Source organism: Microcoleus sp. S28C3 (assembly GCF_036700785.1).
Classification (GTDB): Bacteria; Cyanobacteriota; Cyanobacteriia; order Cyanobacteriales; family Microcoleaceae; genus Microcoleus; species Microcoleus asticus.
The window spans coordinates 1-1,137 of sequence record NZ_JAUBPO010000303.1; the positions used below are offsets into that span (position 1 = coordinate 1).

1 protein-coding gene is annotated in these 1,137 nt (G+C 39.2%); it reads right to left on the reverse strand.

All coding sequences use genetic code 11. The features are described from left to right. A protein-coding gene (locus QUA13_RS32580; protein ID WP_333205243.1) for an ISKra4 family transposase occupies positions 1–1,006 on the reverse strand; the annotation gives its coding sequence in 2 pieces (ribosomal slippage) (positions 1–847 and positions 847–1,006; 1,007 coding nt annotated over the 2 pieces). This gene is flagged as partial in the annotation. Positions 1,007–1,137: the final 131 nt, after the last annotated feature.

Below are 1,137 nucleotides of genomic sequence, written 5' to 3' on the forward strand. Positions count from 1 at the left end.
ACATTTTTTTCGTTCCACTGTGCACCTACAATCTTAATTCTTGCTCCAATCTGTTTAATTAAAGACTCTACAGCTCCCGAACCAATATCAATAGCCAGATTTTGATAATTCTGGTAATCTGGGATTCTTGACTGATGTTTTCGGAGATAATTCTGGAAATTTTTACTTTCTTTAGCTCTCACTCCTACAAATTCGGCTATAGCTTCTACTGTTGACCCTTGCCACAGTTGGCTCTCGACTCTTCTGAGTCGTTTGAGTGACCCCCCTACTTTATGTAGATTTTCTCTCAAATGATACCAATCTAATACCTCTCTTCTTTGCTCTGTAGTCCCAATTTGATTAAAAAGATTCCACACTCCATCATGACCATCTCCCAAACAAGTTATTATTTCACTTTGAAGTTGGCTATTTACCCACGCCACTAAATCTGCATTATTTTGAAAGAAGGCTGCTGCTACTTGACCATGTAACTTAACTGCCTTATAATTCCTCCAAACACTTTCTTCTCCTTCATGAGTTCTTAGTCTGACGTTTCCTCCGTCTATACTCAATGCTTCTACTTTCTCAGTAGTTTCAGGCGGCAGCAATTTGTAACGCTCTAATAGCCGATGTTGTGTACTGTGGGGTACATAAATTCCTGTCAACATTTTGAGGTCTCTCTCCGCATTGGCAAAAGACTCATTTCCCACTAATAATAAACAACATTTCTCCAGATTCGGACTCAGGCGACTTCCCTTCTTCACTCCCAGCCTTTGGGCTTGTTTGCTCGATAGAGTTATTTCTCCTACACAACTTTTTATGGTTCTTTTTCTTCCCGAACCTTTTCCCCCCGCCGAGTGAAAAAAACACCGCTAATTTCTGGTGCTACTTTCTTAATTAAATGTTCCCTCACACTCAGTTCTACGGATTCAAAGCTTTGTAGATTGTCTACTGGGGTATTCTTATAAAGGATCTCTGCTATTTCTTGGAGATTTATTTTGAGCTTCTGTTGTTCTTCTGGGGTCATGCTAACTTGGATTTTGGATTATGGTAATTTATCTGCTTTCTATTATGCCATCAGCTTATACCAATTTACTATGAAGTTGCACTTAATATAGCTTCAAGGATATAGTCCCAACCACAGAGGGATAAAACTTC